General features: G+C 72.5%; 23 protein-coding genes. 4 read left to right on the top strand and 19 right to left on the bottom strand.

The window, feature by feature from the left end:
- Window positions 1-17: 17 nt before the first annotated feature.
- Together L7D48_RS08515 and L7D48_RS08510 are read right to left on the bottom strand one after the other, a co-directional pair.
- Window positions 18-980: a DUF2510 domain-containing protein gene (locus tag L7D48_RS08515; protein ID WP_237878359.1), complete on the bottom strand. Its 963-nt coding sequence runs from the start codon at window positions 978-980 to the stop codon at window positions 18-20.
- Between the two features lie 102 nt (window positions 981-1,082).
- Window positions 1,083-1,898, bottom strand: a complete 816-nt coding sequence (locus L7D48_RS08510) for a helical backbone metal receptor (protein WP_237878357.1) — start codon at window positions 1,896-1,898, stop codon at window positions 1,083-1,085.
- A 118-nt stretch (window positions 1,899-2,016) separates the two neighbouring features.
- Here L7D48_RS08510 and L7D48_RS08505 point away from each other — a divergent pair, with 118 nt between their 5' ends.
- Both L7D48_RS08505 and L7D48_RS08500 read left to right on the top strand, forming a co-directional pair.
- On the top strand, window positions 2,017-2,925 hold the full coding sequence (locus L7D48_RS08505; protein WP_237878358.1) for a 5'-3' exonuclease: 909 nt from the start codon (window positions 2,017-2,019) through the stop codon (window positions 2,923-2,925).
- 97 nt (window positions 2,926-3,022) lie between these two features.
- The gene (locus L7D48_RS08500; protein ID WP_237878356.1) at window positions 3,023-3,931 is read left to right on the top strand and encodes a siderophore-interacting protein; all 909 of its coding nucleotides are present in this window, start codon (window positions 3,023-3,025) and stop codon (window positions 3,929-3,931) included.
- A gap of 85 nt (window positions 3,932-4,016) precedes the next feature.
- Here L7D48_RS08500 and L7D48_RS08495 read toward each other — a convergent pair whose 3' ends face one another.
- From L7D48_RS08495 to L7D48_RS08445, 11 genes are all read right to left on the bottom strand, one after another.
- Window positions 4,017-6,824, bottom strand: coding sequence for an RNA helicase (locus L7D48_RS08495; RefSeq protein WP_237878355.1), 2,808 nt, complete (start codon window positions 6,822-6,824; stop codon window positions 4,017-4,019).
- 45 nt (window positions 6,825-6,869) lie between these two features.
- Complete coding sequence (locus L7D48_RS08490) at window positions 6,870-7,787, bottom strand: diacylglycerol kinase (RefSeq protein ID WP_237878354.1); 918 nt, start codon at window positions 7,785-7,787, stop codon at window positions 6,870-6,872.
- A gap of 17 nt (window positions 7,788-7,804) precedes the next feature.
- Window positions 7,805-8,713, bottom strand: coding sequence for a twin-arginine translocase subunit TatC (tatC, locus tag L7D48_RS08485; protein WP_237878353.1), 909 nt, complete (start codon window positions 8,711-8,713; stop codon window positions 7,805-7,807).
- 136 nt (window positions 8,714-8,849) lie between these two features.
- Window positions 8,850-9,134: a Sec-independent protein translocase subunit TatA gene (gene tatA, locus L7D48_RS08480; RefSeq protein ID WP_237878352.1), complete on the bottom strand. Its 285-nt coding sequence runs from the start codon at window positions 9,132-9,134 to the stop codon at window positions 8,850-8,852.
- Between the two features lie 260 nt (window positions 9,135-9,394).
- Complete coding sequence (locus tag L7D48_RS08475) at window positions 9,395-9,592, bottom strand: hypothetical protein (RefSeq protein ID WP_237878351.1); 198 nt, start codon at window positions 9,590-9,592, stop codon at window positions 9,395-9,397.
- A gap of 89 nt (window positions 9,593-9,681) precedes the next feature.
- Window positions 9,682-10,644, bottom strand: coding sequence for a YafY family protein (locus L7D48_RS08470; RefSeq protein WP_206348165.1), 963 nt, complete (start codon window positions 10,642-10,644; stop codon window positions 9,682-9,684).
- A gap of 90 nt (window positions 10,645-10,734) precedes the next feature.
- Window positions 10,735-11,718 (bottom strand): YafY family protein, encoded by a 984-nt coding sequence (locus L7D48_RS08465; protein WP_237878350.1) that lies wholly within the window; start codon window positions 11,716-11,718, stop codon window positions 10,735-10,737.
- 114 nt (window positions 11,719-11,832) lie between these two features.
- Window positions 11,833-12,204: an FKBP-type peptidyl-prolyl cis-trans isomerase gene (locus L7D48_RS08460; protein ID WP_101257209.1), complete on the bottom strand. Its 372-nt coding sequence runs from the start codon at window positions 12,202-12,204 to the stop codon at window positions 11,833-11,835.
- Window positions 12,205-12,283: 79 nt separating this feature from the next.
- Window positions 12,284-13,294, bottom strand: coding sequence for an FKBP-type peptidyl-prolyl cis-trans isomerase (locus tag L7D48_RS08455; protein ID WP_237878349.1), 1,011 nt, complete (start codon window positions 13,292-13,294; stop codon window positions 12,284-12,286).
- A 199-nt stretch (window positions 13,295-13,493) separates the two neighbouring features.
- The gene (gene pafA / locus L7D48_RS08450; protein WP_237878348.1) at window positions 13,494-14,855 is read right to left on the bottom strand and encodes a Pup--protein ligase; all 1,362 of its coding nucleotides are present in this window, start codon (window positions 14,853-14,855) and stop codon (window positions 13,494-13,496) included.
- Window positions 14,856-14,864: 9 nt separating this feature from the next.
- Window positions 14,865-16,160: an MFS transporter gene (locus L7D48_RS08445; RefSeq protein WP_237878347.1), complete on the bottom strand. Its 1,296-nt coding sequence runs from the start codon at window positions 16,158-16,160 to the stop codon at window positions 14,865-14,867.
- A gap of 147 nt (window positions 16,161-16,307) precedes the next feature.
- Between L7D48_RS08445 and L7D48_RS08440 the strand changes: the two genes are divergently transcribed.
- The gene (locus L7D48_RS08440; protein ID WP_237878346.1) at window positions 16,308-17,399 is read left to right on the top strand and encodes a LacI family DNA-binding transcriptional regulator; all 1,092 of its coding nucleotides are present in this window, start codon (window positions 16,308-16,310) and stop codon (window positions 17,397-17,399) included.
- A 52-nt stretch (window positions 17,400-17,451) separates the two neighbouring features.
- Here the strand turns inward: L7D48_RS08440 and prcA are convergent, their stop codons facing one another.
- From prcA to arc, 5 genes are all read right to left on the bottom strand, one after another.
- Window positions 17,452-18,234, bottom strand: coding sequence for a proteasome subunit alpha (gene prcA, locus L7D48_RS08435; RefSeq protein ID WP_237878345.1), 783 nt, complete (start codon window positions 18,232-18,234; stop codon window positions 17,452-17,454).
- A gap of 22 nt (window positions 18,235-18,256) precedes the next feature.
- The gene (prcB, locus tag L7D48_RS08430) at window positions 18,257-19,102 is read right to left on the bottom strand and encodes a proteasome subunit beta (protein ID WP_237878344.1); all 846 of its coding nucleotides are present in this window, start codon (window positions 19,100-19,102) and stop codon (window positions 18,257-18,259) included.
- Window positions 19,103-19,227: 125 nt separating this feature from the next.
- Window positions 19,228-19,446 carry a ubiquitin-like protein Pup gene (locus L7D48_RS08425; protein WP_237878343.1) on the bottom strand — a complete coding sequence of 73 codons (219 nt, stop codon included), beginning with the start codon at window positions 19,444-19,446 and terminating at the stop codon, window positions 19,228-19,230.
- 195 nt (window positions 19,447-19,641) lie between these two features.
- Entirely contained in the window at window positions 19,642-21,153 is a 1,512-nt protein-coding gene (gene dop, locus L7D48_RS08420; protein ID WP_237878342.1) for a depupylase/deamidase Dop, read from the bottom strand.
- A gap of 259 nt (window positions 21,154-21,412) precedes the next feature.
- Window positions 21,413-23,179: a proteasome ATPase gene (gene arc, locus L7D48_RS08415; RefSeq protein ID WP_237878341.1), complete on the bottom strand. Its 1,767-nt coding sequence runs from the start codon at window positions 23,177-23,179 to the stop codon at window positions 21,413-21,415.
- Between the two features lie 278 nt (window positions 23,180-23,457).
- Here arc and L7D48_RS08410 point away from each other — a divergent pair, with 278 nt between their 5' ends.
- Window positions 23,458-23,769 carry a ferredoxin gene (locus tag L7D48_RS08410; RefSeq protein WP_237878340.1) on the top strand — a complete coding sequence of 104 codons (312 nt, stop codon included), beginning with the start codon at window positions 23,458-23,460 and terminating at the stop codon, window positions 23,767-23,769.
- 48 nt (window positions 23,770-23,817) lie between these two features.
- Here L7D48_RS08410 and L7D48_RS08405 read toward each other — a convergent pair.
- On the bottom strand, window positions 23,818-24,369 hold a 552-nt coding region (locus tag L7D48_RS08405), incomplete at its 5' end, for a hypothetical protein (protein WP_237878339.1).

Below are 24,369 nucleotides of genomic sequence, written 5' to 3'. Positions count from 1 at the left end.
GGTGGGGGCCGGGGATCTCAGACCTCCATGCCGGGGCCGCCGACGGCGCGGACGCCCGCCACGATCCGGTCCATCTCGCCGGGGTCCGGGGCGTCGGCGTGGATGTCGAAACCCAGGCGCATCACCAGCATCCGGCCGCTGCCGTCGGGCGCGGGGAAGACGACGGACTCCACGTACGCGTCGGGCTCCAGCTCGTTGGCGATCCGCCAGCGCACCCGGTGGCCCTCCTGCCCCGCGACGGTGACCTCGCCGGAGGAGACCACCTCGTGCTCCTCGATCCCGCCGTAGCCCCTGGTGTCGTAGGACTCCTCGGCGTTGCGGGCGATGTCCGCCTCGGCCATCGCCCGCGGGTCCGCCCCCGCGAGGTCGTCGGCGGCCCGCAGGGAGACCCCGGCGCGGACGCAGGTGAGGGAGGCGTCTCCGGGGCAGGGGTAGGAACCGGAGGACAGCCAGATCCCGCCGTCGGTCTCCGACTCGTTCCAGCCCTCGGGGACGGGGACGCCGACGCCGTTGACGCGGTCGACCGCGGTGCCGGGGGTTCGGTCCTCCTCCTCGCCTCCCGGGTCCTTGTCCGGCTCGTTCTCCTCCGGTCCGCCGGGCGGCGTTCCGCCGGGGGTCTCGTCCGCGCCGGCGGTGGCGCCGGGCCGAGCCCGGCGGTCGTCAAAGCCGCCGGAGCCGCCGAGCAGGAGCAGCCCTCCCGCCAGGAGCGCGCTCACCACGACCGCGGCGGCTATGACGGCGGCCACCAGCGGCCCGCGCGACGGCCCCGCCTCCGGATCCGGTGGGAGGGCGACGGGCCGCCCGTACAGGGTGTGGGTGTCCCGGGCGCCGTACGCGTCGTAGGCGTCGTAGGCGTCGTGTACGCCGGCGTCGGCGGTCCGGGTGTGCGCGGTCCAGGCCGAGCCGTCCCACCAGCGCTCGGGTGCCGGGCCGGGGCCCGTGTGCCCGGGGTCCGCGTACCAGCCGGGCGGTGTCGTCATGCTCACGGCGTGCACAGTAGCGGCAACCGGCGCCCGGGAGGACCGGTGCGCCCCCCACAAGCCGTGACGGAGCGGGGCGCACCGGTCAGGACAGCACTCCGGTCAGGACGGCGGAGCGGCCGGCCGGCCGGTCGGCGGGCCGGACAGCGCGGCGGCCAGCGCCGTACCGAGGACGGCCGGCGCCTCGGCCAGGGAGGGCCCGTACCAGGTCAGATGCCGCCCGCTGACGAGGGCCGCCGGCAGCCCGGGGAACGCCTCGGGGCCGTCGTCGGCGGTGAAGCGGTACGGCTCGTCGGGCAGCACCACGAGATCGGCCCGGCCCGGCTCGTTCAGTTCCCCGATCCCGGCGCGCGGATAGCGCTCGGCGTGACCGGCGTAGGCGTTGCGCACGCCGAGGCGGGCCAGGATGTCGCCCGCGAAGGTGTCCCGGCCCAGCACCATCCACGGCCGCCGCCAGATCGGCACCACGGCGGTGGCGTCGACCACTGGCCGCAGCGCGCTCCAGGCGTCCTCGGCCTCGTCCAGCCAGACGGGCCGGGGCAGTCCGCATCCGGCGGTGAGCACCCGGTCCAGTTCGGCGAACGCCTGAGGGAGCGTACGGATCTCGGTGACCAGCACCTCGGTGCCCGCGCCGCGCAGGGCGGCGAGGTCGGCGGGGCGGTTCTCCTCCTCGTTGGCGATGACCAGGTCGGGGCGGAGGGCCGCGATCCGCTCCAGATCGGGGTTCTTGGTGCCCCGCACCCGCACCACGTCCAGACCGGGCGGATGGCCGCACCAGTCGGTGGCTCCGACCAACAGTTCCGGGCCGGTGGCGGCCACCGCCTCGGTCAGCGAGGGCACCAGCGAGACGACGCGGCGGACGGTGCCGAACCCCTGAGCCGGGGCCGAGGGGGACTGGTGTCGTCGTGCGGTCGCCATGCGGTCAGCCTAGGCCCGGTGTCCGGCGACCGGCGCCCCGCGGCGGGGCGGGCCCCCGCCGCGGGTCCCCGCTGTCGGACCGGTGCGGCATGATCGGGGCGTGACCACGCGACGCCTGATGCTCCTCGATGCCGCATCCCTCTACTACCGCGCCTACTTCGGGGTTCCCGAGTCGGTCAGGGCGCCCGACGGCACCCCGGTCAACGCGGTGCGCGGGCTGCTGGACTTCATCGCCCGCCTGGTGCGCGACCACCGCCCCGACGATCTGGTCGCCTGCATGGACAACGACTGGCGGCCGCACTGGCGGGTCGAACTGATCCCGTCCTACAAGGCCCACCGGGTGGTGGAGGAGTCCGCCGAGGGCCCGGATACCGAAGAGACGCCCGACACCCTCTCCCCCCAGGTCCCGGTGATCGAGGAGGTGCTGGACGCGGTCGGCATCGCCCGGGTCGGCGCGGACGGCTACGAGGCCGACGACGTCATCGGCACCCTCGTCCGCCGGGCCGACGGTCCGGTGGACGTCGTCACCGGCGACCGCGACCTGTTCCAGCTCGTCGACGACGCGCGCGGGGTGCGGGTGCTCTACCCCGTCAAGGGCATGGGCGACCCCGCGGTCGTCGACGAGGCGGCCCTGCGGGAGAAGTACGGCGTGGCGAGCGGGTCGGCGTACGCGGATCTGGCCCTGCTGCGCGGTGACCCGAGCGACGGGCTGCCGGGGGTGGCCGGTGTCGGCGAGAAGACCGCGGCCCGGCTGCTTCAGTCGTACGGCGATCTGGAGGGCATCCTGGCCGCCGTCGGCGATCCCGCCTCCGGTCTGACGCCGGCGCAGCGGCGGAGGCTGGAGGCGGCGCGGGAGTATCTGGCCGTGGCGCCGAAGGTGGTGCGGGTGGCCGGGGACGTGGCGCTGCCGGAGTTCGACCCGGCGCTTCCGGCCGAGCCGCTGCACGCCCAGGAGCTGGAGGAGCTGGCCGAGCGGTGGGGACTGGGCGGCTCGCTGCGGCGGCTGCTGGACGCGCTGGCGGGCTGAGCGCCCCCGCAGGTTTGGCCCCGGGGTCCGGGCGACCGTGGCGGCCCGGCGGACATCCCGTAGGGTTAGGTATACCTAACCTCATGAGGAGAGCACTGTGGCAGACCGTCCGACCCGCCGCACACCCCGCCTGAACCGGGCCCGGGTGGTGCGCACCCGGCGCCTGTCGCCCGGCATGGTCCGCGTGGTGCTCGGCGGTCGGTCCCTGGCCGGCTTCCCGGCCGGCGCGTACACCGACCACTACGTCAAGCTGCTGTTCCCGGCGGAGGGTGTGCGCTACCCCGAGCCCTTCGACCTCGCCGACATCCGCGCCCGGCTGCCGCGCGACCAGTGGCCCGTCACCCGCACCTACACCGTGCGCGCCTGGGACGCGCGGGCGTGCGAGCTGACCGTGGACTTCGTCGTCCACGGCGACGAGGGGCTGGCCGGGCCCTGGGCGGCGCGCGCCGAGCCGGGCGAGGAGGTCCTCTTCCTCGGTCCCGGCGGCGGCTACCGCCCCTCCTCCGAGGCCGACTGGCATCTGCTGGTGGCCGACGAGAGCGCGCTGCCCGCCGTCGCCGCATCGCTGGAGGCGGTACCCGGCGGGGCTCCGGTGCACGCCTTCGTCGAGGTCGCGGGCCCGGAGGAGGAGCAGGACCTCGCCCTGCCCCCGAACGCCGAACTGCGCTGGCTGCACCGCGGCGCCGAGCGGGTCGGCGCCCGTCTGGTCCAGGCGGTGCGCGCACTGGACTTCCCGCCCGGCGACGTGCAGGCGTTCGTCCACGGCGAGGCGGGCTGGGTGAGGGAGTTGCGCCGCCATCTGCGCACCGAGCGGGGTGTGCCGCGCGAGCGTCTGTCGGTCTCCGGCTACTGGCGCCTGGGCCATGACGAGGACGGCTGGCAGGCGTCGAAGCGGGAGTGGAACGCACAGGTGGAGGCGGAGCAGGAGGAGGCACCCGGCGCTTCTGCCTCCCCTTCCGCTCAGGCCGCTCAGGCCGGAACGGCAGGGGAAGCGTCCGCACGCTGACCGCGCGCCGAAGGCCGCACTCCGGCCCCACCCGGCGCGCACGGTCCGGCCCGGGGGCCGGACCGTGTCCGCCGTGGCCCGCCCGTCAGCCGACGGAGGTGTACGCCACCACGCCGCGCACCACCTTCTCGGACGCCCTGCGGGCGTTGCGCGCCACCGTGCCGCCCTCGGGCGCCGCCGCGGCGATCTGGCCGAGCACGTCGACCAGTTGCTTGCACCAGCGCACGAAGTCGCCTGCGGGCATCTCGGCCTCCCGCAGCACCGAGTCCAGGCTGTCGCCCTCCGCCCAGCGGTAGGCGGCCCAGGCGAAGCCGAGGTCGGGCTCGCGCTGGCCCACGCCCTCGGACTGGTTGATCCGGTGCTCCTCCTCCAGGGCGTCCAGCCGGCCCCAGATGCGGACCATCTCGCCCAGCGCGTCCTTGGCCCTCCCCCCGGGCAGCACCGGCTGGAGGGCGTCGTCGGCCGAGCGCGCCTCGTACACCAGGGCCGAGGCGCAGGCGGCCAGTTCGGTCGGGGACAGGCCCTCCCAGACGCCCTCGCGCAGGCACTCGCTCGCCAGCAGGTCCAGCTCGCCGTAGAGCCGGGCCAGCCGCCTGCCGTCGTCGGTCACCTCGTCGCCGCGCAGATAGCCCAGGTCGGACAGGAGCGCGTAGACGCGGTCGAAGGTGCGGGCGATGGTGTTGGTGCGGCCCTCGATGCGGCGTTCCAGCTGCCGGGTGTCGCGCTTGAGGCGGTGGTAGCGCTCGGCCCAGCGGGCGTGCGCCTCGCGCTCGTCGCAGCCGTGGCAGGGGTGGGCGCGGATCGCCTTGCGCAGCCGTGCGATCTCGGCGTCGTCGGCGGCCTCCGAGCGCTGCCCGCGGCGGGTGCGCCCCGGCTCGTGGTGGCCGGCCCTGGTGCGCAGCGCGGAGGCCAGGTCTCTGCGGGACTGCGGGCTGCGCGGGTTGAACGACTTGGGGATCCGCATCCGCTCCAGCGGCTCGACGGGGACGGGGAAGTCCATCGAGGCCAGCCGCTTGACCTGGCGGGCGGCGGTCAGCACCAGAGGGCGGGGGCCGTCGTGGTGGTCCCAGCCGCGGTGGCCGTGGCTGCGCCCGGCCGGAACACCCGGGTCCAGCACGAGCGCCAGACCGGCGAACTTGCCGGTGGGCACGTGGATCACATCACCCGGCCGCAGCTTCTCCAGCGAGTCGGCCGCCGCCGCGCGCCGCTGGAGGGCGCCCTGCCGGGCCAGTTCGGTCTCGCGGTCCTTCAGCTCGCGCCGCAGCCGCGCGTACTCCTCGAAGTCCCCCAGGTGGCAGGTCATCGCCTCGCGGTAGCCCTCCAGGCCCTCCTCGTTGCGCTGCACCCTCCGGGAGATGCCGACGACCGCGCGGTCGGCCTGGAACTGCGCGAAGGAGGTCTCCAGCAGTTCGCGCGAGCGGTGCCGCCCGAACTGCGAGACCAGGTTGACCGCCATGTTGTACGACGGGCGGAAGGAGGAGCGCAGCGGGTAGGTGCGGGTGCCGGCGAGCCCGGCCAGCGCGCCCGGGTCCATGCCGCGCTGCCACAGCACCACCGCGTGGCCCTCGATGTCGATGCCGCGCCGCCCGGCGCGGCCGGTGAGCTGGGTGTACTCGCCGGGGGTGATGTCGACGTGCTGCTCGCCGTTCCACTTGACCAGCTTCTCCAGCACCACCGACCGGGCGGGCATGTTGATGCCCAGGGCGAGGGTCTCGGTGGCGAAGACGGCCTTGACCAGGCCGCGGACGAACAGTTCCTCCACGACCTCCTTGAAGGTCGGCAGCATGCCCGCGTGGTGCGCGGCGATGCCCCGCTCCAGCCCCTCCAGCCACTCGAAGTAGCCGAGCACGTGCAGGTCCTCGTCCGGGATGGAGGCTGTGCGCTCCTCCACCAGCTCGCGCACCCGCGCCCGCTCCCCGGCGTCGTTCAGCCGCAGTCCGGCGTACAGGCACTGCTGTACGGCCGCCTCGCAGCCGGCGCGGCTGAAGATGAAGGTGATCGCCGGGAGCAGCCCCTGGGAGTCGAGCTGGTCGATCACCTCGGGGCGGCTGGGCGTCCAGATCCGGCTGCGCTGGCGCCGCTCGCGCTCCCGGTCGGCCTCGCGCACCGGTTTGCCGCGGCGCCGGTCGCGGAAGGCGGGCAGGCGGCTGTTCTCCAGCTGGGCCATGCGGAGCAGGTCCGGGTTGACCTCGCGGCGGCCGTTCTTCTCCTCGAACAGGTCGTACATCCGCCGCCCGGCCAGCACGTGCTGCCACAGCGGCACGGGCCGGTGCTCGGAGACGATCACCTCGGTGTCGCCGCGGACGGTGTCCAGCCAGTCGCCGAACTCCTCGGCGTTGGAGACGGTGGCCGACAGCGACACCAGCGTCACCGAGTCTGGGAGGTGGATGATGACCTCCTCCCAGACCGCGCCGCGGAACCGGTCGGAGAGGTAGTGCACCTCGTCCATCACCACGTAGCCCAGGCCCGCGAGCGCCTGCGAGCCGGCGTAGAGCATGTTCCGCAGGACCTCGGTGGTCATCACGACCACCGGCGCGCCGGAGTTGATGCTGTTGTCGCCCGTCAGCAGGCCGACGTTCCGCGCGCCGTGGCGTTTGACCAGGTCGTTGTACTTCTGGTTGGACAGCGCCTTGATGGGCGTGGTGTAGAAGCACTTGCGGCCCCGGGTGAGGGCCAGGTGGACGGCGAACTCGCCCACGATCGTCTTGCCGGATCCGGTGGGCGCGGCGACCAGCACGCCCTTGCCGGCCTCCAGTGCCCTGCACGCCTCGATCTGGAACGGGTCCAGCTCGAAGTCGTACATCTCGCGGAAGGGAGCCAGAGCGGTGGCCTGCTCGGCGGCGCGGACCCGGGCGGCGGCGTAGCGCTCTGCTGGGGACATGTCCTCGGTCATCGTACTTACGAGCCTACCGGCCGCCACCGACACAGCACCCGGTCTTTACGGCCCGGCGGGCTCCGGGGCGAGTACCCGGACCGCCGCCGGAACCGCCTCGACCGTGAGCGGCAGGGGTTCCAGCGGCTCGCCGTCGGCGTAGCCGGTCACCGTCTCCCCGGGCGTGGCGGTCTCCAGGGTCACCTTCGCCGCCCGGTGCACGGTGACCGCGGGGTGGGCGAGGTGGGTGCCGCGGTAGACGCGCGGGAAGACCCTCAGCAGGGTGGTGCGGCCGCACTCCCCCACCACCGTGACGTCCAGCAGGCCGTCGTCGAGGCGGGCGTCCGCGCAGATCCTCATGCCTCCGCCGTAGGAGGGGCCGTTGCCGACCGCGACCAGTGTCGCGTCGGTCTCCAGCGGCGGGCCGTCGTCGAGCCTGAGGCGGTACGGGACGGCCCGCAGCCCGGCCAGTTCGGCGAGTATCGCCGCGTCGTAGCGCAGGCGCCCGGCGGGCCACCTCATGCGGTTGGCCCGGTCGTTGACGCGGGAGTCGAAGCCGGAGGCCAGCACGCTGCCGTACCAGCGACCGCCGACGCGGCCGAGGTCGATGCTCCGGCTCCGCCCCTCCTTGAGGGCCTGCGCGATCACCCGCCCCGCCCCGGCCGGGTCGCGCACGGGCAGGCCCAGGGAACGGGCGATGTCGTTGCCGGTGCCGACGGCGACCACGCCCAGCGGGGTGTCGGTGCCGGCCACCGCCTGGAGGGCGAGGGAGGTCATCCCGTCCCCGCCGACGGCGATCAGCGCGCCGGTGCCGCCGCGCACGGCCCGCCGCGCCCGGGTGAGCGCGTCGTCGGCGTCCGCGCCGACGACCGTGCGCACCGAGAAGCCCGCCGCGCGCAGGGCGCGTGCGGCGGGCTGGGCGGCTCCCGCACCGCGGCCGTGGCCTGCGGTGGGGTTGACGAACAGGGTGATCTCACCGCTCACGCGCGGACCATACCGGCTCAGGTGGCGTCGTCGTAACCGTTGCGCCTGGTCGGACCGTCCTCGGCGGCGCTCTCGGGCAGCGCGGAGGGGCCGTCGACGGGCTCGATCGCCCCGACCTTCTCCGGAGTGTGGTCGAGCGGGGACGCCTCGTCGTCGCTCAGCCCGGCGTAGGGGTCCTTGCGACTGCGGCGCCGGTCGTTGAACAGGGAGATCCCGACGGCGATGAAGTACAGCAGCACGATCGGCGCGGCCAGGGCGCCCATGGTCAGTGGGTCACCGCTGGGGGTGGCGACGGCCGCGAAGAGGGTGATGGAGACGACCATGACCCGCCACCAGCCCAGCAGCCTGCGGCCGGTGAGGACCCCGCCGAAGTTCAGCATCACCAGCACCAGGGGCAGCTCGAAGGCCAGCCCGAAGACGATCACCATCCGCGTGATGATGTCGAGGAGCTCGTCCAGGGGCACGAGGTTTCCGGTGCCCTCGGGGGTGAACTCGATCAGGGTGGCGGCCATCGTCGGCAGGACGATGTACGCGAGGTAGGCGCCGCCGAGGAAGAGCGGCACGCCGGCCGCGACGAAGGAGCGCGCGTACTTCTTCTCGTGGCTGTGCAGACCGGGGGCGAGGAAGGCCCACAGCTGGTAGAGCCAGACCGGGCAGGCCAGCACCATGCCGGTGGTGAGCCCCACCTTCAGCATGAGGGTGAAGGGCGCGATCACACCGCTGATGGTGATCTCGGCACAGGCCTCGCCCTTCTCCGCGGCCCGGCCGAAGCCCGCGGTGCAGCCGACGGCGTCGCGGAGAGGCTCGGTGAGGAAGTCGGCGATCTGCTTGTAGTACACCAGCCCGACGACGGTGACGGCCAGGATGGCCAGCACCGACTTCATCAGGCGGTTGCGCAGCTCCCGCAGGTGCTCCGCGAGCGGCATGCGCCCCTCGGGATCCCTCTGCGGCTTCCCCTGTCTGCGGGCGGACTTGAGCAACCCACGTCCTCGGTGTCAGTGGCGGTGTGCCGGGTGTCTGGGCTCGGACGGCACCGGGCCCGTCGCCGGGCCTGGGTCCGGATCAGTTCTTGGTGGTCTGCTGGCCGGGCTCGTTCACCGGACGGGAGCTGGTGACGTCACCGGGCGCGGCCTGGATCGTCCTGGGCGCGGCCTGCTGCGCCGAGGCGTCCTGCTGGGCGGCCTCGTTGCTCTCGTTCTCCTTCTTCATGGCCTTGGCCTCGCTCTTGAGGATGCGGGCCGACTTGCCGAGGGAACGGGCCATGTCGGGGAGCTTCTTGGCGCCGAACAGCAGCAGGACGACGAGGAGGATCAGTACGATCTCCATGGGCCTGAGGTTGCCGATCATGTGCCACTACCTTCTCGCCGGGGCGGCGGTGTCCGTGCCTGCCCTACTGATTCGGACGGGCTTCCTCGTACTGGTGCGCTGGCAGCGATCGTAACCCCGGGGGGTGAACGCGGGGCAATGCCTCCGCGTCATCCCGGTGCCGGTCACGGACACCACGCTCACACCGTCTTGAAGGGTACCGCCCCGGAGTCCGGACATGGAGGGGGCGACGCCCGGCGGCACCCCGGGCGCGTATCCCCGGCAAACCGCCGGCGCCCCGTTCAGCGCTCGATCCGCGCCCGTGCGGCCAGGGGGGTCGCGGCCCGCTCCAGGTCCTCGGCGGCCCTGGCGAGATGCTCGCAGCCGTCGCCGACCGCCCGGGCGAAGCGGCGCGCCTCCAGCCCCACCCGGACGGCGAGGACACCGAGCACGGCGATTCCGCAGAAGGCGAGCGTGAGGAAGAACATGGGCCAGAGCATGGGGCGAGCGTAGTGGACGGCCGCGGCCGGAGCGGGAACGCCCCGTCCGGCCGGAACCCCGGCCGGGGCCCGCCGGACCTGGCCGGCCCTCAGTCGCCGTACGCGGCCAGCGCGGCCCGCGCCGCGTCCCGGGCGCTGTCGGCCAGCTCACCCGGGGAGACGATCCGGCCGTCGCGGCCCAGCCGCAGGGCCAGGCGGCGCAGGGAGGCCGGATCGGGGGCGCGCAGGGTGATGCGCAGACCGCCCTCGGGCAGCTCCTCGGCACTGTCGTGCGGGTAGTACTCGGCCACCCAGCGCCCGCCCGGACCCACCTCGATCACCACCTGCGGGTCCTCGGCGGAGGGCTGGACCAGCCCCTCGGACAGATCGCGCAGCTCCACCGGCGGCGGGTCGGAGGGCTCGTCCAGCAACCTGATCTCGGCCACCCGGTCCAGCCGGAAGGTGCGGTGCGCCTCGGACAGGCGGCACCAGGCCTCGACATAGGTGTGGCCGACGGCGAACAGCCGGATCGGGTCGATCTCCCGCTCGGTCAGCGTGTCGCGCGTCGGCGAGTAGTAGCGGATCCACAGCCTGCGGCGCTCGGAGATCGCCCGGTCGACGTCCGCGAAGACCCCGCCCTCGGACTCGAAGCTGACCGACAGCCGGGAACTGGCCCCGGCGCTCTCACCCGCCGCCGCCTCGATCTTGGCGGTGGCGCGCTGGAGGGCCTCGCGGTCGCTCTCGCGCAGCCCCGGCAGGGTGGCGACGGCTCGCGCGGCCACCAGCAGCGCGGTGGCCTCGTCGGCGGCCAGCCGCAGCGGCTCGCCGGTACTGGAGCCCACCGCGTCGGCGTTGTGCCACCAGATGCGCTCGCCGTCGGTGTCGATGTCCAGCAGGTCCCCGCCGCGGAAGCTGGTGCCGCACATCGGCAGGACGTGGAGGTCGGAGATCAGCTCGTCGGTGGTGATGCCGAAGGCGCGGGCGACGTCCTCGACGCGGGCGCCGGGCCGCTCGCGCAGATACGTCACCAGGGACAGCATCCGGCGGGTCTGGTCGATGGCGTTGGTGGCCATGTCGGTGGTGCCTCTTCCCTGAGTTCCCTCAAGCCCTCGCCGGCCCCGTGCCGGGCCGGCCGGTCCTGTGCGGCCCCTTGCCGGGGCCGGTCATCCCTTGGCCACGGCGCGCAGCCGGTCCACCACGTCGGTCCGCAGCTCGGCGGGCTCCAGCACGACCACGTCCGGTCCGAACTCCACCAGCCAGGCGTCCAGCCCGTGGCCGTAGGGGATCTCCAGCTCGTCCCAGCCGTCCCCGGCCTCGTGCGTCTGCAGGGCCCTGGCCCGCAGCGGATAGCCGGCGCCCTGCCGAAGCCGGATGCGGGCGGTGGCGGTGGCGATCTCCCCGGCCCACCGCTCGACGGTCTCGCGGACGGTGACGTGGTCGGGCACCTCGGCGGTGTAGGCCCCGGCGCGGGAGCGGACCGGCCCGGTGATGCGGGAGAGCCTGAAGACCCGCTCGGCGCCCCGGTCGCGGTCGTGGCCGGCCAGGTACCAGTGACCGCGCCAGCACTCCAGCGTCCACGGCTCCACGTGCCGGGTCTCGGGGCGGGCGGCGTTGGACTTGCGGTAGGCGAAGGTGACCGGGCGCCGGTCGCGGCAGGCGAGCATCAGCGGTTCGAAGGCGGCCTCGCGCACGGGGATGCGCGGCTCCAGGGCGCTGTGGCCGCCGTACGGGTCCTCCGTACCGGTGTCGGCCAGCGGCATCCCGGCGGCGCGCAGCTTCTGCAGGGCGCCGCTGGCGGCCCCGGCCAGCCGGGCCTGCTGCCAGACCTTGGCGGCCAGGGTGAGGGCGGCGGCCTCCTCGGCGTCCAGGGCGACGGGCGGGAGGCGGTTGCTGTCGCGGCGAGCCTGGTAGGCGATCTCGCCCTCCAGGTTCTCCACCGTCTCGATCACCAGGCCGAGCTCGCGCAGATCGTCCTTGTCGCGCTCGAACATCCGGTTGAAGGCGTCCTCGCCGCCTCTGCCCGGACCCCCGCCGACCTCCAGGTACGCCTCGATCGAGGCCCGCAGCTCGCGCTTGGTCAGCGGGCGCCGCGTTCCCAGCAGGCACAGCGCCAGATTCATCAGCCGCTCGGCCTTGGCAATGGCCATCGACGCCCTCTCTCGTACTTGTCCCGATCGTCGACCGTACCGCTCCGGACGCGCCCGGTACAAAGCCCGGGCCCCCGCCGTACGGCGGGGGCCCGGGCGGGTGCTCGACCGGTCTCAGACGGAGACCAGGTCGCAGACGAAGATGAGCGTCTCGCCCGGCTTGATCCGGCCGCCGGCGCCGCGGTCGCCGTACGCCATGTGCGGCGGGATGATCAGCTGGCGGCGCCCGCCGACCTTCATGCCCTGCACGCCCTGGTCCCAGCCGGAGATGACCTGGCCGACACCGAGCTGGAAGCTCAGCGGGGTGCCGCGGTTCCAGCTGGCGTCGAACTCCTCGCCGGTGGAGAAGGCGACGCCCACGTAGTGCACGGAGACGGTGTCGCCGGCCTTGGCGACCGGTCCGTCGCCCTCCCAGATGTCCTTGATCTCCAGGTCGGCCGGGGGCTCGCCGCCCGGGAAGTCGATCTCGGGCTTGTCGATGCTCACGAAGTTGCTCCTACGAACGTTTCCATCGGTCAACCGGGACAGTCTCGCAGACCCGGCGGGCCGCCGACGAGGAAGATCGTCAGACCTTGCCGACGATGTCCACGACGAACACCAGCGTGTTCTCGGCCAGCTCCGACTGCGGGTTGCTCGCGTAGGCGAGGTCCGGCGGGATGACCAGGAGGACGCGGTCCCCGACCTTCTTGCCGACCAGGGCGTCGTCCCAGCCCTTGACGACCTTGCCGGTGCCGATCTGGAAGGCGGTGGCGCCGCCGTGGTCCCAGGAGGAGTCGAACTTCTTCCCGTCCTCCCACTTGACCCCGGTGTACTGGGCGATCAGGCCGTCGCCGGCCTCCACCTCGGGCCCGTCGCCCTCGATCAGCACCTGCTCCTTCAGCTTCTCGGGAGCCTTCTCGCCCTTGGGGACGGTGATGGTGGCGGCCTTCTGCTTGTTGGCCTTCACCTCGGGCATGCCCTCGCCGACGGCCGCCTGCTCGCCGCTGGCCTCGGCCTTGGCGTCGGTCTTGGCGGAGGCGACCGCGTCGACCACCCAGACCATGCTGTCGGCTCCGTCGATCCCCAGCTGCGGGTTGATCGAGTCGCCCATGATCGCCTCGGCGGTGCCCTCGATCAGGACGCGGCTGCCGGCCCGCTCTCCGATCAGGGACTGGGCGACCGGCTCGGGAAGCCCCTGCGCCTCACCGAGACGGAGGACCTCCTGTCGGCGGGCGTCACCCGCGGAGGCGCCCTCCGGCTGCTGCTTCCAGGTGTTGATCAGCTCCTGGCCGTTGCTGGTCATCAGGATGTCGATGCGGACGAAGTCGCCCTCGGCGAGCTTGTCGCCCTTGCCCTCGGTGACGGTCCGCACGGCGGCCTCGTCCGGGGCCTCGGCGTCCTCGGCGACGGTGAGCTTCGGCTCCTCGCCGACCTTGCCGGAGACCTTGGTGGCGGCCTCGGAGGAGCCGTCTGATCCGTCGGAGCCGCACGCCGCGGTGAACAGCATGGCGGGCACGACCAGGGCCGCGGCGACGCGGCGGCCGACCTTCGCCAGGGGGCGGGGGTGTGGGGGGCGTCCCCCTCGAGATTGCAGCATCTGTCCAACTCGTGGTGTAGGAGGTGTCCGGGCGTTCCGGGCGTGCCGGCCACTCTACGGGCCGCCCGGCCCACCTCCCACAACTTCCGGAAGGACCGATTTCGTTCCCGGGCCGGGCGCGGATCCGGTCCCGGGGCGGGCGGTGTGCCCCGGGACCGCAGCGGTGCGCCGCGGTCCCGGGGCGCACCGCCCGCCGGGCTCACATGCCGGAGATGAGCTTCTCCACACGCTCGTCCACCGAGCGGAACGGGTCCTTGCACAGCACCGTGCGCTGGGCCTGGTCGTTCAGCTTCAGGTGCACCCAGTCCACCGTGAAGTCGCGGCGCTGCTCCTGGGCCCGGCGGATGAAGTCGCCGCGCAGCCGGGCACGGGTGGTCTGCGGCGGCACGGACTTGCCCTCGAAGATCTTCACGTCGTTGCAGATCCGGGCGGCCTGCCCTTTCCGCTCCAGCAGGTAGTACAGCCCCCGGCGGCGGTGGATGTCGTGGTACGCGAGGTCTATCTGGGCGATCCGGGGGTGGGACATGGTGATGTTGTTCTTGGCCCGGTACCGCTCGATGAGCTGGTACTTCATCACCCAGTCGATCTCGGTGTTGACCTTGTCGAGCTCCTGGGTGCGGACCGCCTCCAGGGTGCGGCCCCACAGCTCCAGCACCTGGTCCACCACGCCCGTGCGGATGCCCCGCCGCTCGCAGAAGTCGGCGGCCTTCTCGTAGTACTCCTGCTGCACCTCCAGCGCGGACGCCTCGCGCCCGTTGGCCAGCCGGACCTTGCGCTGGCCGGTGATGTCGTGGCTGACCTCGCGGATCGCCCGGATCGGGTTCTCCAGGGTGAGGTCGCGCATGACCGTGCCGGCCTCGATCATGCGCAGCACCAGGTCGGTGGCGCCGACCTTGAGCAGCATGGTCGTCTCGGACATGTTGGAGTCGCCGACGATGACGTGGAGGCGGCGGTAGCGCTCGGCGTCGGCGTGCGGCTCGTCGCGGGTGTTGATGATCGGCCGGGACCGGGTGGTGGCGGAGCTGACGCCCTCCCAGATGTGCTCGGCTCGCTGGCTGACGCAGTAGACCGCGCCGCGCGGGGTCTGGAGCACCTTGCCGGCGCCGCAGACGAGCTGCCTGGTCACCAGGAACGGGATGAGGACGTCCGCCAGGCGCGAGAACTCCCCGTGCCGGGCCACGAGGTAGTTCTCGTGGCAGCCGTAGGAGTTGCCCGCCGAGTCGGTGTTGTTCTTGAACAGGTAGACGTCGCCCGCGATGCCCTCCTCGTGGAGGCGTCGCTCGGCGTCGACGAGGAGTCCTTCGAGGATGCGCTCGCCCGCCTTGTCGTGGGTGACCAGCTCGGTCACGTTGTCGCATTCCGGAGTGGCGTACTCCGGATGCGATCCCACGTCCAGGTAGAGGCGGGCGCCGTTGCGGAGGAAGACGTTGCTGCTGCGGCCCCATGACACGACACGGCGGAAGAGGTACCGCGCCACTTCGTCAGGAGACAGGCGCCGCTGTCCCCGAAACGTACACGTGACGCCGTACTCGTTCTCCAGCCCGAAGATTCGGCGGTCCATGAATGAACTTTACGCCTGATGCCCGGTTTTGAAACCGGCTCCGGCTCCCCCGTTCCGATCACTTTCCATCCGGGCGACGGCCCCGGAGGACGGGGTGGGAGGCGGGGCGGGAACCGGGGACGCGGTCAGGGCGGGAGCCGCCAGGACACGCCGGGTGGCCAGCAGGACCAGCAGCGCGGCCAGACCGCCCGCACCGGCTACGAGGAAGCCCGCGGGCGCCCCGCCCCGTTCGATGACCGGGCCCACCACGGCCGTCCCCGCCGCGGCTCCGACGCCGAAGGACGTCACCAGCCAGGAGAACGCCTCCGTGACCGTGCCGGCCGGTGCGTGCCGGTCCACCACCACGAAGGCGCAGGCCAGCGCGGGGGCCAGGAAGAGGCCCGCGACCCCGGCCAGGAAGGTCATCGCCACGGGACCCGGCGCCAGCGCCAGCGGCAGGTAGCCGGCCGCCAGAGCGGCCACCAGGGCGCGCAGCCGGGCCTCGGGCTCCCCCGCCCAGGTGCGGGCTCCGTAGGCCAGGCCGCCGACCAGGGCTCCGGCGCCCAGCGCCGAGAGCAGATAGCTGGAGATCAGCTCGTCGCCGTGGCCGTCGGCGTAGGCGACCGCGGCCACCGCGATCGTCCCCAGGGCGAGGCCGACGAAGAAGAACGAGCCGAGCAGGGCGAGCAGGCCGCCGGAGCGCAGGGCCCCCAGCCAGTGCGCCTCGCGCGGTTCGGAGCGCCAGCGGCGGGAGGGCGGCGAGACCACCACGGACAGGGCGCCGAGCACTCCCAGGGCGTTGATCACGAGCAGGGCCGCGGCCTCGCTCCAGAGGGCCACCAGCACCGTGACGGCCAGCGGCCCCAGGGTGAACATCACCTCCTGGGCCACCGCGTCCAGCGCGTAGGCGGCGTGCACCCGGTCGGGGTGTTTCAGGACGGACGGCCACAGGGCGCGCAGGCCGCCCTCCAGGGGCGGGGTGAACAGGCCGGCGACGGCCGTCGCGGCGCAGGCGACGGGCAGCGGTTCGATGCCGGCGAGAGCGAGGGTGGCCATACCGAGGCCGGAGAGCAGCGCGGCGGGCAGCATCACCGGCGGCTGGCCCCACAGGTCCACCGCCCGGCCCAGCAGCGGCTGGCCGACGGCGTTGGACAGCCCGTAGACGGCCGACAGCACGCCCGCCAGGGTGTAGCTGCCGCCCTCCGCGCGGGTGAACAGCACGATCGCCAGGGCTGCGGTGGCGTTCGGCAGCCGGCCGACCAGGGTGCCGGTGAGCAGCCGCGCGGCGTGTCTTACGCGCAGCAGTTCGGCGTAGCCCGTCGCCATGGATCGGCTCCTCTTCCCCGGATTCCTCCGGCAGCCTGGATGAGTGTTACGTATAACCCCCTTCGTTATACGTACCATGAACCAGCCCCCGGGTCCACGCCGGCCCGGGCGCCGTCCGTATCGTCCGTCCACTCCGGGAGCCGGCCAGTGACCACCGACCGACCCCGGCCCACGAGCCGGGACGTGGCGCGTGCCGCCGGTGTCTCCCAGGCGGCCGTCTCCCTGGTGCTGGGCGGCAAGTGGCGCGGCCGGGTCTCGCCGGGCAAGGCCGAGGCGGTGCGGGAGGCGGCACGGGAGCTGGGTTACCGGCCGAACCTGGCCGCGCGCAGCCTGCGGCTGGGGCGCACCCGCACCGCGCTGCTGGTGGTCCCGGCGCTGACCAACGAGTTCTTCGCCCGGCTCCACGCGGGCGCCGCGCGGGTGGCCGCCGAGCACGGCTTCGGGGTGGTGCTCTACCCCTCCCCGGAGGGCACCGGACCCGCCCGGGATCCCTTCGACTCCGCCGGCGCCGCCCTGGACGGCGTGATCGCCTCCTCGATGGCCTCCGAGGCGCTGGCCGCCCTGCGCTCCGGCGGTGAACTGCCGCTGGTGATGCTCGACAGCGATCCCGAGAACACCCAGGCGGCGGCCACCGTCAACCTCGACATCGCCGACGGCATGCGGCAGGCGGTGGGGCATCTGCTGGAGCTGGGCCACCGCCGGGTGGCCCACATCGCCGCGGCGGTGGACTCCTGGACCTTCGAGGTGCGGGCCGCGGCACTGGCCGGGGCTCTGGACGCGGCCGGCTGCCCGCCACCGCCCACCTGGACGGCCGGCCTGGACGTGGCCGCCGGAACGCGTGCCGCAGCTCAGGCGCTGGCGGCGGTCCCCCGGCCGACCGCGCTGGTGTGCGACGACGACGTGCTCGCCGCGGGCGCGTGCAAGGCGGTACGGCGGCTGGGGCTGCGGGTGCCGCAGGACGTCTCGGTGACCGGCTTCGACGATCTGGCGCTCGCCCGGGCCGTCGAGCCGGAGCTGACGACGGTGCGGCTGCCGGCCGAGGAGGCGGGGGCGGCCGGGATGCGGGCTCTGCTGGCTGTCCTGGACGGCCGGACGGAAGGTGCCGTCCCGGACGGCCGGACGCGGGAGGCCGGCGGCTCCGGATCCCCCGCCCGGGTGACGACCCTGCCGGTGCGGCTGACCGTGCGGGACTCCACCGCCCCGCCCCCGGACACGCCCGTGGGCCCCGGCCGGCGCTGAGCGCGGCCGGGGCCCACGGGCGGCCGGCGGAAGCGGGAGGGGTGCGCGCAGGCTACTCCTCGGAGGCGGAGGACTCCTCCGGGGAGGCCCCGCCGGACGGCTCACCGGAGGACTCCTCGGAGGGCGCGGACGTACCGTCCTCCTCCAGCAGCCGGGAGAGCTGCCGGCCGAGCACGCGCTTGAACTTGCGCTGCTGGGGCCGGGTGCGGTCCAGGACGGCGACCTCCAGCTGGTCGGCCGTGAGGGTGCGCTCGCCGCCGTTGCTGTCCCGGCTCAGGGACTCCACCGCCAGTTTGAGCGCCTCGGCCAGGGTCATCCCGTCCCGGTGGCGCTGTTCGAGGTAGCTGCCGATCTGGTCGGAGTTGCCGCCGACCGCCACCGAACCGTGCTCGTCGACGATGGAGCCGTCGTGCGGCAGCCGGTAGATCTGGTCGTCCTCGGGGCCCTCCCCGACCTCGGCGACGATCAGCTCCACCTCGTACGGCTTCTCCGCCGCGCTGGAGAAGATGGTGCCCAGGGTCTGGGCGTAGACGTTGGCCAGGCCCCGCGCGGTGACGTCCGTGCGGGCGTAGGTGTAGCCGCGCAGGTCGGCGTAGCGGACGCCGCCGATGCGCAGGTTCTCGAACTCGTTGTACTTGCCCACCGCCGCGAAGGCGATCCGGTCGTAGATCTCGCTGACCTTGTGCAGTGCCCGAGAGGGGTTCTCGGCGACGAACACGATGCCGTCGGCGTACTGCAACACGACCACGCTGCGGCCGCGCGCGATGCCCTTGCGGGCGTACTCGGCGCGGTCCGCCATGGCCTGCTGGGGTGAGACATAGAACGGCGTCGACACCGGCTATCGGTCCCTTCCTGATCTAGAGCACAGGGGCCTGGGGCCCGTTGGGCGACTGGAGCCGGCCGTCGTGCACCGAGCGGGCGATCTCGGCGACCTCCTCCTCGGTGAGCCTGCGGAAGCCGTCCTCGGTGATCACCGCGACGACGGGGTAGATCCGGCGCACCAGGTCGGGGCCGCCGGTGGCGGAGTCGTCGTCGGCGGCGTCGTAGAGGGCCTGGACGACGGCCGTGACCGCCTGCCGCTCGCCGAGGTCGTCGCGGTGCAGCTTCTTGAGCGAACCGCGTGCGAAGACCGAGCCGGAGCCGACCGCCGCGAAGCCCTGCTCCTCGGAGCGCCCGCCGGTCACGTCGTAGGAGAAGATGCGGCCCCTGCCCCGGTCCACGTCGTACCCGGCGAACAGCGGGATCACCGCCAGACCCTGCATGGCCATGCCGAGGTTGCCGCGGATCATCGTGGACAGGCGGTTGGCCTTGCCCTCCAGGGAGAGCTGGGTGCCCTCGACCTTCTCGAAGTGCTCCAGCTCCAGCTGGAAGAGCCTGACCATCTCCACGGCGAGTCCGGCGGTCCCGGCGATGCCGACGGCGCTGTACTCGTCGGCCGGGAAGACCTTCTCGATGTCGCGCTGGGCGATCATGTTGCCCATCGTCGCGCGCCGGTCGCCGGCCAGCACCACGCCGCCGGGGAAGGTGACCGCGACGATCGTCGTGCCGTGCGGCGCCTCGACGGCGCCCTTCACGGGCGGGAGCGGACGGTTGCCGGGGAGCTGCTCGGGCGCGTGCTCGGACAGGAAGTCCATGAACGAGGACGAGCCCGGCGTCAGGAAGGCAGCAGGCAGACGCCCTGTGCTACGGGTGTTGGCTTCCACACGTTTCCTTCCACCAGATCGTGAGACCGGATCTTGAGAATCCTGCACGGACCTTACCCGTGGCGGCGGATGTCATCCGTCCCGCACCCCCGCCGTCGCGGGGGTGCGGGACGGACGGGCACGCCCTACTCGCCGCCCTTCTGCACGAAGGAGCGCACGAAGTCCTCGGCGTTCTCCTCGAGTACGTCGTCGATCTCGTCCAGCACGGAGTCCACCTCGTCCGACAGCGCCTCCTGGCGCTCCTTGAGGTCCTCCGAGACCTGCGCGTCCTGCGCCTGCTCGTCGGCCTCCTCGGTGGTGCGTGCCGCCTTCTGCTGACCGCCGCCGGTGTCCTTGGTCGCCATATACCTCACCCCGCTCGGTTGGACGGTACAAGATCAGACCCTACAAGCCGGGCCTGACATCGGCCCTTCTCCTGTTCGATGGCACTTCCTGCCGTGCCACCGCCTTGCCCCTGCCACGCCGCCGTCGCCGGCGTTCGGAAGCCGTCTCCATGATTCCCGCGTCCGGAGGCTTTCAGCCGTCCCTTCTCCCCCGGTTCACTTCCCCGACAGCGCCCTGACCAGCTCCTCCGCCGTACCGCAGCGGTCGAGCAGCTCGCCGACGTGGGCGCGCGTGCCGCGCAGCGGCTCCAGGGTGGGTACCCGCTGGAGGGAGTCCCGACCCGGCAGGTCGAAGATCACCGAGTCCCAGGAGGCCGCGGCCACCGCGTCGGCGTACCGCTCCAGGCACTGGCCCCGGAAGTAGGCCCGGGTGTCCTCCGGGGGCTGGGAGCGGGCCCGCTCCACCTCCGCCTCGTCCAGCAGCCGCTTCATCCGGCCGCGGGCCGCCAGGCGGTTGTACAGCCCCTTGTCGGGGCGTACGTCGGCGTACTGCAGGTCCACCAGGTGCAGCCGGGCCGCGTCCCAGTCCAGGCCGTCGCGGCGCCGGTAGCCCTCCATCAGCTCCCGCTTGGCGACCCAGTCCAGCTCGCCCGCCAGGCTCATCGGGTCGCTCTCCAGGCGCACCAGGACGTCCTCCCAGCGGGTCAGCACGTCCCTGGTCTGCTCGTCCGCGTCCTGCCCCCAGCGCTCCTCCACGTACTTGCGGGCCAGCTCGTAGTACTCCATCTGGAGCTGTACGGCGGTGAGCGTCCGTCCGCTGCGCAGCGTGATCGGCCGGCGCAGCGACGGGTCGTGGCTGACCTGGTGGAGGGTGCGCACGGGCTGGTCGACGGCCAGGTCGACGGCGATGAAGCCGTCCTCGATCATGGACAGCACCAGGGAGGTGGTGCCGAGCTTGAGGTAGGTGGAGATCTCCGACAGGTTGGCGTCGCCGACGATCACATGCAGCCGGCGGTACTTCTCGGCATCGGCGTGCGGCTCGTCGCGGGTGTTGATGATCGGCCGTTTGAGGGTGGTCTCCAGGCCGACCTCCACCTCGAAGTAGTCGGCCCGCTGGCTGATCTGGAAGCCGTGCTCGGAGCCGTCCTGCCCGATCCCGACGCGCCCGGCCCCGGTGACGACCTGGCGGGAGACGAAGAAGGGCGTCAGATGGCGCACGATCTCCGAGAAGGGGGTCTCCCGCTTCATCAGGTAGTTCTCGTGGCAGCCGTAGGAGGCGCCCTTGTTGTCGGTGTTGTTCTTGTACAGGTGGATCGGCTGGGCGCCGGGCACCTCGGCGGCGCGCCGGGCGGCCTCGGCCATGATCCGCTCGCCGGCCTTGTCCCACAGCACGGCGTCCCTCGGGTTGGTGACCTCCGGGGCGCTGTACTCGGGGTGCGCGTGGTCCACGTACAGCCGCGCGCCGTTGGTGAGGATCACGTTGGCCAGGCCGATGTCCTCGTCCGTGAGCTGGCTGGAGTCGGCGGCCTCGCGCGCGAGGTCGAAGCCCCGGGCGTCCCGCAGCGGGTTCTCCTCCTCGAAGTCCCAGCGGGCGCGGCGCGCCCGGTGCATCGCCGCCGCGTAGGCGTTGACGACCTGGGACGAGGTGAGCATGGCATTGGCGTTCGGGTGACCGGGGACGGAGATCCCGTACTCCGTCTCGATGCCCATCACTCGCCGTACGGTCATGCGGCCCTCCTTGCCCGGCGGCGGCCCGCCTTTGGGCCACCGCTCAAGTCCCGCTGCGCATCCGGCCCGTTCGCGGCCCCTGGCCCCGCACTCCGCATGGCGGCGGTACGGACGAGCCTAGGGCGGTCGGGCCCCGGTTGGGAGATCACTGCGGACTTCCCGTGTTTCCTCGGTGGAGATCGGTCCGAAAAGATCCGGCTGCGGACACCCGCCCCGCCTCTCGACGGGGACACGGGCATCCGCAGCCGGACGGTGTCTTCTACAGGTACTGACCGGTGTTGGCCACCGTGTCGATGGAGCGTCCGGTGTCCGCGCCCTGCTTTCCGGTGACGAGGGTGCGGATGAAGACGATCCGCTCGCCCTTCTTGCCGGAGATACGGGCCCAGTCGTCGGGGTTGGTGGTGTTGGGCAGGTCCTCGTTCTCCTTGAACTCGTCCACGCACGCGGCGAGCAGATGGGAGACCCGCAGGCCCTTCTGGTTGTGGTCGAGGAAGGCCTTGATCGCCATCTTCTTGGCCCGGTCGACGATGTTCTGGATCATCGCGCCGGAGTTGAAGTCCTTGAAGTACAGGACCTCCTTGTCACCGTTGGCGTAGGTGACCTCCAGGAAGCGGTTCTCCTCGGACTCGGCGTACATCTGCTCGACGACCGACTGGATCATCCCGGCGACGGTGGCCTCGGGGTCGTTGTTGTGCTCCGCGAGGTCGTCCGCGTGCAGCGGGAGGTTCGGGGTCAGGTACTTCGAGAAGATGTCCTTGGCGGCCTCGGCGTCCGGACGCTCGATCTTGATCTTCACGTCGAGGCGTCCGGGACGCAGGATCGCCGGGTCGATCATGTCCTCGCGGTTGGAGGCGCCGATGACGATGACGTTCTCCAGCCCCTCCACACCGTCGATCTCCGACAGCAGCTGCGGGACGATGGTGTTCTCCACGTCCGAGCTGACTCCGGAGCCGCGGGTGCGGAACAGGGAGTCCATCTCGTCGAAGAAGACGATGACGGGCGTACCCTCGCTCGCCTTCTCCCGGGCCCGCTGGAAGACCAGCCGGATGTGCCGCTCGGTCTCGCCGACGTACTTGTTCAGCAGCTCGGGGCCCTTGATGTTGAGGAAGTAGCTCTTCCCCTGGGGCTGCCCGGTCACCTCGGCGACCTTCTTGGCAAGGGAGTTGGCCACGGCCTTGGCGATGAGGGTCTTGCCGCAGCCGGGCGGGCCGTAGAGCAGGACGCCCTTGGGCGGGCGGAGTTCGTGCTCCTTGAACAGGTCCGGGTAGAGGTAGGGGAGCTCCACCGCGTCGCGGATCAGCTCGATCTGACCGCCCAGGCCACCGATCTTGTTGTAGTCGATGTCCGGGACCTCTTCGAGGACGAGCTCCTCCACCTCGCTCTTGGGCACGACCTCGTAGACGTACCCCGAGCGCGGCTCCAGCAGCAGCGCGTCACCGGCCCGGAGCGTGGCGTTCATAAGGGGCTCGGCGAGCCTGACCACGCGCTCCTCGTCGGTGTGCCCGATCACCAGGGCCCGCTCGCCGTCCTCCAGGACCTCCTTGAGGGTGACGATGTCCCCGGCGCGTTCGAACTCCATGGCCTCGACCACGTTGAGCGCCTCGTTCAGCATGACCTCCTGGCCACGCCTGAGCTCACCGAGGTCGAGACTGGGGCTGACGTTCACCCGGAGCTTGCGCCCGCCGGTGAAGATGTCGGCCGTACCGTCCTCGTTCGCCTGCAGAAAAACCCCGAAGCCGGCCGGCGGCTGGGCCAGCCGGTCGACCTCCTCCTTGAGGGCCACGATCTGGTCACGGGCCTCACGGAGGGTGTTGGCGAGCCGCTCGTTCTGTGCGGACACACCGGCCAGATTCGTCTGCAGCTCGACGATCCGCTCCTCGAGAATCCGAGTGTGGCGCGGAGAGTCGGCGAGCTTGCGGCGCAGGACGGCGATCTCCTGCTCGAGATGGGCAACCTGGCCTGCCGGGTCGTCGGAACCCCGTTCGGGCCGGATGCCGCGGTTGATGTCGTCGTCGTGGGCTGCCACGGTCCTCACCTCCTCCAAGGGGAGCTGGACGCTTCCTGACCCTACCTGGACCCGTGGGGGTTGAAACCCCTAGATCACAAACACGGTCGGGGTGTGTCTGATCTTCACCCTTGCGCACTCCCTTACCCCGGGTGAATACCCACCCAACCTCTCCGGAAAGCGGCCGGTTGTATCGTCTGAAGCGTCAACCCCCGTCACGGGTGGCTCTATTCCGCCAAGATCACACCGACAATCCGTCACACGGTCCGGTCACGAGCGCAGAAACGGCAGGCAGCAACATGGGCTCGCACAACGAGCAGACCGCAGAACTGGAAGTCTGGATCGACCAGGAACTCTGCACCGGCGACGGGATCTGCGCGCAGTACGCGCCCGAGGTCTTCGAGCTGGACATCGACGGACTCGCCTACGTGAAGGGCCCCGCCCCCGCGGGCGAGGAGGCGGAGCTGCGCACCGAACCGGGCGCCACCGCCCCCGTCCCCCTCCCGCTGCTCGGCGACGTGGTGGATTCGGCCAAGGAGTGCCCGGGCGAGTGCATCCACGTGCGCCGGGCGGCCGACGGCGTCGAGGTGTACGGCCCCGACGCCGGGTAGTACGGCGGCGCTCCGGCCTCCCGGCCGAGCCGGGTGTCGTGTGACCGCTCAGACACTCCGTGCGGTCGGCGCCGCCTCCAGCACGAACTTCCCGCCCCGCCACTCCCATTCGATGTCCCGCGCCTGGTCGGGACAGCATCGGGGCACCTCCGGCGACGAGTAGCCCAGCAGTCTGGCGGACACCGTGCGGTCGCGGACGGCCAGGTCCTGCACCGTCATCCCTTCCTCCGGGTCCACCAGGGTCTCGGCGATCCGGGGTTCGCCTCCCTCGCTCACGGGGTGTGCCAGGACGTACACCCCGCTGGGCGGGGTGCCGATCCCCGCGGCGCAGCGGACCACCGCGACGGTCTCGGCGCGGCCGTCGCCGTCGAAGTCCACGGCCGCCCTGTCGATCACCTCGGCCTCCACGGGGCCGCATTCCAGCGGGTAGCGGGCCGTGTCCGCGTCCGGCCCGGGAGCCACTGCGGCGGTCTCCCGCGGCTGGGTGGCGTCGGCGCCGGCGGGCTCCAGCAGCGCGACCGCGCCCAGCAGTGCGCCCAGCGCCGCGGCGGTGGCGAACCAGTGCGGCGCACGGGTCCGGGTGTGGGCGGGGGCCGCGGG

Source organism: Streptomyces sp. ICN903, from assembly GCF_022015835.1.
Taxonomy (GTDB): Bacteria; Actinomycetota; Actinomycetes; order Streptomycetales; family Streptomycetaceae; genus Streptomyces; species Streptomyces fenghuangensis.
This window is presented reverse-complemented; position numbering and strand designations above follow the sequence as displayed.

What these genes read in the sequence shown, in the direction of transcription:
- L7D48_RS08515 (WP_237878359.1), bottom strand. Translation starts at nt 980, where the DNA reads ATGACGACACCGCCCGGCTGGTACGCGGACCCCGGGCACACGGGCCCC.
- L7D48_RS08510 (WP_237878357.1), bottom strand. Translation starts at nt 1,898, where the DNA reads ATGGCGACCGCACGACGACACCAGTCCCCCTCGGCCCCGGCTCAGGGG.
- L7D48_RS08505 (WP_237878358.1), top strand. Translation starts at nt 2,017, where the DNA reads ATGCTCCTCGATGCCGCATCCCTCTACTACCGCGCCTACTTCGGGGTT.
- L7D48_RS08495 (WP_237878355.1), bottom strand. Translation starts at nt 6,824, where the DNA reads ATGACCGAGGACATGTCCCCAGCAGAGCGCTACGCCGCCGCCCGGGTC.
- tatC (WP_237878353.1), bottom strand. Translation starts at nt 8,713, where the DNA reads ATGCCGCTCGCGGAGCACCTGCGGGAGCTGCGCAACCGCCTGATGAAG.
- tatA (WP_237878352.1), bottom strand. Translation starts at nt 9,134, where the DNA reads ATGATCGGCAACCTCAGGCCCATGGAGATCGTACTGATCCTCCTCGTC.
- L7D48_RS08475 (WP_237878351.1), bottom strand. Translation starts at nt 9,592, where the DNA reads ATGCTCTGGCCCATGTTCTTCCTCACGCTCGCCTTCTGCGGAATCGCC.
- L7D48_RS08470 (WP_206348165.1), bottom strand. Translation starts at nt 10,644, where the DNA reads ATGGCCACCAACGCCATCGACCAGACCCGCCGGATGCTGTCCCTGGTG.
- L7D48_RS08465 (WP_237878350.1), bottom strand. Translation starts at nt 11,718, where the DNA reads ATGGCCATTGCCAAGGCCGAGCGGCTGATGAATCTGGCGCTGTGCCTG.
- L7D48_RS08455 (WP_237878349.1), bottom strand. Translation starts at nt 13,294, where the DNA reads ATGCTGCAATCTCGAGGGGGACGCCCCCCACACCCCCGCCCCCTGGCG.
- pafA (WP_237878348.1), bottom strand. Translation starts at nt 14,855, where the DNA reads ATGGACCGCCGAATCTTCGGGCTGGAGAACGAGTACGGCGTCACGTGT.
- L7D48_RS08445 (WP_237878347.1), bottom strand. Translation starts at nt 16,160, where the DNA reads ATGGCGACGGGCTACGCCGAACTGCTGCGCGTAAGACACGCCGCGCGG.
- L7D48_RS08425 (WP_237878343.1), bottom strand. Translation starts at nt 19,446, where the DNA reads ATGGCGACCAAGGACACCGGCGGCGGTCAGCAGAAGGCGGCACGCACC.
- dop (WP_237878342.1), bottom strand. Translation starts at nt 21,153, where the DNA reads ATGACCGTACGGCGAGTGATGGGCATCGAGACGGAGTACGGGATCTCC.
- L7D48_RS08410 (WP_237878340.1), top strand. Translation starts at nt 23,458, where the DNA reads ATGGGCTCGCACAACGAGCAGACCGCAGAACTGGAAGTCTGGATCGAC.